This window comes from Rhizobacter sp. P1_G5 (assembly GCF_056405435.1).
The window spans coordinates 1-7,467 of sequence record NZ_JBFUCB010000451.1; the positions used below are offsets into that span (position 1 = coordinate 1).

Here is a 7,467-nt window from a genome sequence, read left to right on the forward strand (position 1 = left end):
GGCCGTGGTCGTGCGTCATCGCGACGACCAGGTCGAACTCGCCGCGGCGCGCGCGCATGAACACCGTGTCGGGCGCGTACGGGCCGCTCGCGTCGATGCCGTCAGCACGCGCGGCCTCGATGGCCGGGCGGATGATGCGGATCTCCTCGTCGCCGAACAGCCCGCCCTCCCCGGCATGCGGGTTCAGCCCCGCCACCGCGATGCGCGGCGCCGGCATGCCCCAGCGCGCGGCCGCCTGCCGCGAGATGCGCAGCGTCTGCAGCACCGCGTCGAAGGTCACCGCGTCGATCGCGCGGCGCAGCGACATGTGGATCGTCACGAGCACGGTGCGCAGCTCTTCGTTGGCCAGCATCATGCGCACCGGCGGCAGCGCTGCGCCAGCATCCACCGACAGCGCCTGCAGCATCTCGGTGTGCCCCGGGAACGCGACACCGGCGGCCGACAGCGCTTCCTTGTGGATCGGCGCGGTCACGATGGCCGCGATCTCCGCGCCGCGTGCCAGCCGCACCGCGTGCTCGATGCAGCGCGCTGCCGCCGCACCGGCCCGCGCGTCCACCTGCCCGACCGGTGCAGCGGCCAGGTCGGCCGGCAGGCCCGGCGGTGCGAGCACCGGGATGCAGCCTGGCGGCGCGGCGAGCGCATCGGCGGCATGCTCGATCGCGGCCACGGCCAGCCCCCCGCCGGTCCAGGCGACGGCGCGGCGCTGCACCGCGACATCGCCGATCACGAAGCAACCCGCCGACTGCGGGCCGCGGAACAGCTTCGCGATGATTTCCGGGCCGATGCCGCAGGCGTCGCCCTGCGTGATCGCGATGGGGGAGCGGGTCGTCATTCGATGCGGTCTTTCGGATCGGCGATTCAGATCAAGGGACGCGGCGGCAGCTTGCCATCGCCGTACAGGTCGGCGATGCGCTCCAGCGCCTGCACGTCGGTGAGGAACAGCTGCCCATTCTCGATGCGGTGCAGCCCGCGCTGCTCCAGCTTGCGCAAGGTCTTGTTGGTGTGCACCAGCGACAGYCCSAGCGCGTCGGCGACGTGCTGCTGCGTCAGCGGGAACGGCACGCCGTTGGCGCCGGCATCGGGCATCAGCGCGGCGGCGCGCCGGAACAGGTGCACCAGCAGCGTCGCCACCCGCTCGGCGGCGCTGCGCCGGCCCACCGACAGCAGGTTGTCGTCGACCAGCGCCTCCTCGTGCGCGGCCAGCCAGGTGACCGCGAAGCCGAGCCGCGGCGTGTGCTGGTGCAGCGACCACAGCGCATCGCGCTCGAACACGCACAGCCAGGCCTCGCCGAGCGCCTCGACGCCGTGCACCGCGGCATCGGTCATCTTCTGCTGCACGCCGATGAAGTCACCGGGCAGCAGGAAGTTCAGGATCTGCCGGCGCCCATCGCTCAGCGTCTTGTAGCGGAAGGCCCAGCCGGAGAACAGCGTGAACAGCGGCGCGTCGGTCGCCCCCTCGTCGATGATGCTGGCCCCGCTGTCGCGCCGCAGTTCGCGGTGCTTCAGCGACTGGATCAGCGCCAGCTCATCGGGCGAAGCCGGCACGAACAGCGGCAGCGCGCGCAGCGGGCAATCGCTGCACGGAACGCGCACCGCCGGCTGTGGCGATGCTGTGTCTTTTGACATGTGTGCGGCCCTCCGCGGCCGATAGATTGGAGGTTTCGGCCTTCCCGTGAACTCTCCAGCCCCGTTGTCCGTGTACCGCCTCCTCTATCTCAGCCATCTTGCGTCCGGTCGGGACTTCTCGGTGGTTGCCCAGATTCTGCACGTGTCCCGCGAACGCAACCAGCAGCTCGGCATCACCGGCGTGCTGGTGTTCGATGGCGCGCGCTTCTGCCAGCTGATCGAGGGCCAGCGCGCGCATGTCGTCTCGCTGGCGCAACGCATCCAGGCCGATCCGCGCCACACCGGCTACCGCGTGCTGTTCGAGAACGAGGACGGCGACGCGCGCCTGCAGCCGCGCTGGCGCACCGGTTACTGCGAGCCCGACGACCTCGACGTCTTCGAGGACGACGACGAGCTCACCCCGGCCCTGGCCCTGCAGGCCTTCATGCGGCGCGTGCCGGGCTGGGACCTGGTGTCCTGAACCCCGTGGACGAACCGGGCTTGTTTCGCTCGCTGCGCTGACTCCTGCGCGGGAATCTCCCCTCGAGGCGGCGCAGGCCTGCCCCTACGCTGCACAGCCAGGGTGCCTCCAGAGCAAGAAGTAGACGTGTGGCAGTTTCGTGCGGACATGACCGCACGCCAAGCTCCGCTGTGCATCGTCCGTCGCACGGATGACCGAGGAGACAAGATTGAGACAAGATCGTTCAACGCCGCGGCGAGGCTTCGCCCTGCGGCTGGGATGGCTCGCCGCGTTGCTGGCGGCCGGCTGCGGCGGTGGCGGGCATGAGGACGCGCCAGCGACGGCGTCACGCGCTCCGACCGAAGCCGCGCAGGCGGCCGACATCGACCTGCTCCCGCTGGTCAACCCGTTCGTCGGCACCAAGATCGGCAACCCGAACCCCGACAACCAGGGCACCGGCGGCGCGGTCGGCAACACCTTCCCCGGCGCGACGCTGCCGTTCGGCATGGTGCAGTACAGCCCCGACACCGGCTACGGCGAGTTCTACGGCTTCGGCGGCTACAACTACGACAAGGGCGTGATCCAGGGCATCAGCCTGATCCACTCCAGCGGCACCGGCTGCTCGATCCAGCAGGACATCTCGATGCTGCCGATCGTGGGCAACATCGCCAGCTCGCCCGGCACCCACATCGAGACCTACCAGGTCGGCTTCTCGCACGCCAACGAGCAGGCCGTGCCGGGCTCGTACCGCGTCGGGCTGAACAACGGCGTCAACGCCGAGCTCACGGTCACGAAGCGCACCGGTGCCGGCCGCTTCACCTGGCCGGCCACCAACGACGCGACGATGATCCTGAACATCGGCCGCAACGGCGTCGGCGCGCGCAGCGCGCAGCTGGAGATCGTCGGCACCGACTCGGTCCAGGGCTTCGTCGAGACCGGCGGCGTGTGCGGCGGCGGCGGCTACTTCGTCTACTTCCACGGCCAGTTCGACAAGCCGTTCGCGAGCTTCGGCACCTACCAGGGCGACACCGTGACCCCCGGCTCGCGCACCGCGGCACGCGCGCAGAACAACGGCGGCTGGGTCAAGTTCGCCGGCGGCGGGCAGGTGAAGCTGCGCATCGGCGTCTCGTACGTCAGCACCGCGAACGCGAAGCTGAACATGCAGACCGAGAACCCGGCCTGGGATTTCGACGCGCTGAAGAGCGCCGCGCAGGCGACCTGGAACGCGACGCTGAACAAGGTGCAGGTGACCGGCGGCACGAGCGACGACCGCACCAAGTTCTACAGCGCGCTGTACCACTCGCTGCTGCACCCCAACCTGTTCAGCGACGTGAACGGCCAGTACATCGGCTTCGACAACAAGACCTACACCGCGACCGGCTGGGACAAGTACGCGACCTTCTCCGGCTGGGACATCTACCGCTCGCAGGTGCAGCTGATCGGCTGGCTCGCGCCGAAGGAGGCGAGCGACATGGCGCAGTCGATGGTGGTCGATGCCGAGAAAGGCGGTGGCGGCTACCCGAAGTGGCCGACCGCGAACGATGACACCTGCGTGATGGTGGGCGATGCCGGCGCGGTGATCGTCGCCAACCTGTACGCCTTCGGCGGCCGCAGCTTCGACACCGCTGCCGCGCTGCGCTACATGGAGCAGGGCGCGACGCAACCCGGCACGCGCTCGCGCAACTGCGAGACGCGGCCGGGGCTGGCGGACTACCTGGGCCACGGCTACATCCCGATCGAGACACCCAACCTGTGGGGCGCGGCGGCATCGGCCGAGGAGTACGCGCTGGCCGATTCGGCGATCGCGCAGTTCGCCGCATCGCTCGGCGACACGGTCAAGCGCGACAAGTACCTGACGCAGGCGCAGATGTGGAAGCCGCTGTATTCCAACTTCAGCGGCTACATCCATCCGCGCACCGCGGGCGGCAGCTTCAAGAGCGCCTTCACGCGCACCGACGGCGCCGGCTTCGTCGAAGGCGACTCGGCGCAGTACACCTGGATGGTGCCGCAGAACTACCGCGGCCTGTTCGACCGCATGGGCGGCAACGCGGCGGCGATCACGCGGCTCGACGAGCACTTCACGCAGCTCGACTCGGGGCCGAACAGCCCGTACGCCTTCATGGGCAACGAGCCGGAGCACGGCACGCCGTGGGCCTACACCTTCGCCGGCGCGCCGTACAAGTCGCAGGCGGTGGTGCGGCGCATCCTGACCGACCTGTACAAGACCGGGCCGGACGGCCTGACCGGCAACGACGACCTGGGCGCCACCTCGGCCTGGTACGTGTGGGGCGCGCTCGGGCTGTATCCGGAGATCCCGGGGCTGGGCGGCTTCGTGGTCGGCAGCCCGCTGTTCCCGAGCACCGCGGTGCGCATGGGCAACGGCCGCACGCTGATGATCAACGCATCGAATGCCGGCGCCAACGGCACCTACGTGCAGAGCCTGAAGCTGAACGGCACCCCATCGACGCGCACCTGGCTGCCGCTCTCGCAGCTCGGCGCCGACACCACGCTCGACTTCGTGCTCGGTGCCGCCGCCAACACCGCCTGGGGCAGCGCCGCGGCCGATGCACCGCCCTCGTTCGACGCGCCGCGCACGACGACGAACGCGAGCGGCTTCTTCTCGGACTTCGAGGCCGGCATCGCGCAACCGGACTGGAACGACACCGTCGACTTCCAGGCCAACGTCGGCGGCTTCTGCTGCGGGCTGAACCACATGGAGACCTCGACGCGGCGCGAGAACATCGCGCACAGCGGCACGACGGCGCTGATGTACTCGGGCAACGACGCCGACGCGACGCGCTCGTTCTCGTACAACAAGGTGTTCGACGTGCGCATCCCGGTGAGTGCGGGCACCACGCTGTCGTACTGGATCTACCCGCAGAACTCGGCGCCGAACAGCGCCTTCGTCGCGGTCGACCTGATCTTCACCGACGGCAGCAGCCTGCGCGATTCGGGCGCGACCGACCAGAACGGCGTGCGGGTGCATCCGGAGTTCCAGGGCCGCGGCGGCCGGCTCGCCGGCAACACCTGGAACGAGGGAGGTGCGCCTGCGGCTCGGAGATTTCGCCGGTGACGTAGGCGTCGGCACCGGCGGCGATCGCCGCTTCGAAATACCCCTGCGCGCCGCCGGTGCACCACGCGACGCGCCGGATCGGTCGCCCCGCCCCCGGGTCGACAACGACCGGCGCCCGGTTCAGCCGCAGCGTCAGCAGCGCCGTCAGCGCCGGCACGGTCAGCGGCTGCGCCGGGCTGCCGATCCAGCCCAGCTCCTGGTCGCCGAAGCGGCCGTCGGCCATGAAGTTCAGCCGCACGCCGAGCTGCGCGTTGTTGCCGAACTGCGGGTGCGCATCCAGCGGCAGGTGGTAGGCCAGCAGGTTCACCTGGGCCGCCAGCAGCCGCTCGATGCGGCTTTTCAGCCAGCCGGTGATGCGGCCGTCATGGCCTTTCCAGAACAGGCCGTGGTGCACCAGCAGCGCGTCGGCGCCGCGCTCGACCGCGGCCTCGATGAAGGCCCGGCTCGCGGTGACCCCGGACACCAGCTTGCGCACTTCGGGTTTGCCCTCGACCTGCAGACCGTTCGGCCCATAATCGCGGAAGCGGCCCACGTCCAGCAGCGTGTTCAGGTAGGACTCGATTTCGGAGCGTGCGGCCATGACACAGGACCCTGTTGATGCGCAAGACGTGGCTGATTTTCTCCCAGGCCGTGACGGTGGCCGTGGCCGTGCTGTTCGTGGTCGCGACGCTGAAGCCGGACTGGGTGCGCCGCCAGCCGGGCAACGGCCTGCCGAGCATCGTGTCGATCAGCCAGGCGCCGTCGATCCAGCAGGTGTCGCTGCCGCCCGGCGGCAGTGCGCCGAGCTACAGCAGCGCCGCGAAGCGCGCCTCGCCCGCGGTCGTCAGCATCACCGCCAGCAAGGCGCCGGCGCGCAGCCCGCACGCCGAGGATCCGTGGTTCAAGTTCTTCTTCGGTGAACAGGGCGCGCAGCAGCGCGAGCAGCCGCAGGTGGGTCTCGGCTCCGGCGTGATCGTCTCGCCCGAGGGCTACCTGCTGACCAACAACCATGTGGTCGAAGGGGCCGACGACATCGAGGTGCAGCTGGTCGACGCGCGCCGCGCGAAGGCCAAGGTGGTCGGCAGCGATCCCGACACCGATGTCGCGGTGCTGAAGATCACGCTCGACAAGCTGCCGGTGATCGCGTTCGGCAGCGCCGAGACGCTGCAGGTGGGCGACGTGGTGCTGGCGATCGGCAACCCATTCGGCGTCGGCCAGACGGTCACCTCGGGCATCGTCAGCGCGCTCGGCCGCAACCAGCTGGGCATCAACACCTTCGAGAACTTCATCCAGACCGATGCGGCGATCAACCCCGGCAATTCGGGTGGCGCGCTCGTCGACACCAACGGCAACCTGCTGGGCATCAACACCGCGATCTACTCGCGCAGCGGCGGCAGCCTGGGCATCGGCTTCGCGATCCCCGAGACCACCGCGCGCCAGGTGATGGAAGGCCTGATCCGCGACGGCCAGGTCACGCGCGGCTGGATCGGCGTCGAGCCGCGCGACCTGACGCCGGAGATCGCCGAGACCTTCAACCTGCCGATCAAGGAAGGCGTGCTGATCACCGGCGTGCTGCAGAACGGGCCGGCCGCGAGCGGCGGCCTGCGCCCGGGCGACGTGGTCGTGAAGGTGGCCGAGACGCCGGTGGGCAACACGGTGCAGCTGCTGGCCGCCGTGGCGGGACTGAAGCCGAAGGAGAAGGCGCTGATCGGCGTGCAACGCGGCGACAAGGCGCTGGAGATCAGCGTGCTGGTGGCGCAGCGGCCGCGCGGCAAGGCGGCGCCGCGCGAGGAGTGATCCCCGCGGCGGTCTGACCTCGCGGGGTCAGACCTTCTGCGTGGTGTCTTCCGGCGCCTGCGTGTGCTTGATGAACAGCACCGAGGCCCAGATGCCGACCTCGTACAGGATGCACATCGGGATCGCGAGCGCGAGCTGCGAGACGATGTCGGGCGGCGTCACGACGGCGGCGACGATGAAGGCCAGCACGATGAAGTAGGCGCGGAAGGCCTTCAGCTTCTCGAGCGTGACGATGCCCATGCGGGCCAGCACCACCACGACGATCGGCACCTCGAAGGCGGCGCCGAACGCGACGAACATCGTCAGCACGAAGCTCAGGTACTCCTGGATGTCCGGCGTGGCCGCGATGGTCTTCGGCGCGAAGTTCTGGATGAACGCGAACACCTTGCCGAACACGAAGAAGTAGCAGAACGCGACGCCGATGAAGAACAGCAGCGTGCTCGAGATCACCAGCGGCAGCACCAGCTTTTTCTCGTGCGTGTACAGCCCCGGCGCGACAAAGGCCCACACCTGGTACAGCACCACCGGCAGCGCCAGCAGGAAGGCCGACATC

6 protein-coding genes and 1 pseudogene are annotated in these 7,467 nt (G+C 69.6%); 3 read left to right on the forward strand and 4 right to left on the reverse strand.

The genetic code is table 11. From position 1 onward, the window contains the following. The coding region (locus AC1D12_RS24275; RefSeq protein ID WP_477843376.1) for a PdxA family dehydrogenase at window positions 1–832 on the reverse strand (832 nt) is incomplete at its 3' end. Between the two features lie 26 nt (window positions 833–858). Next, window positions 859–1,626: a Crp/Fnr family transcriptional regulator gene (locus tag AC1D12_RS24280; RefSeq protein ID WP_477843378.1), complete on the reverse strand. Its 768-nt coding sequence runs from the start codon at window positions 1,624–1,626 to the stop codon at window positions 859–861. Window positions 1,627–1,696: 70 nt separating this feature from the next. On the opposite strand from AC1D12_RS24280, the gene AC1D12_RS24285 reads away from it, so the two are divergent. Together AC1D12_RS24285 and AC1D12_RS24290 are read left to right on the forward strand one after the other, a co-directional pair. Then, on the forward strand, window positions 1,697–2,086 hold the full coding sequence (locus tag AC1D12_RS24285) for a BLUF domain-containing protein (protein WP_477843380.1): 390 nt from the start codon (window positions 1,697–1,699) through the stop codon (window positions 2,084–2,086). 190 nt (window positions 2,087–2,276) lie between these two features. Continuing rightward, window positions 2,277–4,583, forward strand: a pseudogene (locus AC1D12_RS24290) (GH92 family glycosyl hydrolase); the annotation flags it as partial. Between the two features lie 406 nt (window positions 4,584–4,989). On the opposite strand, the gene AC1D12_RS24295 reads toward AC1D12_RS24290, so the two are convergent. Further along, window positions 4,990–5,718 (reverse strand): Nif3-like dinuclear metal center hexameric protein, encoded by a 729-nt coding sequence (locus tag AC1D12_RS24295; RefSeq protein WP_477843382.1) that lies wholly within the window; start codon window positions 5,716–5,718, stop codon window positions 4,990–4,992. 17 nt (window positions 5,719–5,735) lie between these two features. Here AC1D12_RS24295 and AC1D12_RS24300 point away from each other — a divergent pair, with 17 nt between their 5' ends. Beyond that, window positions 5,736–6,914 (forward strand): trypsin-like peptidase domain-containing protein, encoded by a 1,179-nt coding sequence (locus tag AC1D12_RS24300; protein WP_047500841.1) that lies wholly within the window; start codon window positions 5,736–5,738, stop codon window positions 6,912–6,914. Window positions 6,915–6,941: 27 nt separating this feature from the next. Here the strand turns inward: AC1D12_RS24300 and tatC are convergent. Beyond that, the coding region (gene tatC, locus AC1D12_RS24305; RefSeq protein ID WP_477843385.1) for a twin-arginine translocase subunit TatC at window positions 6,942–7,467 on the reverse strand (526 nt) is incomplete at its 5' end.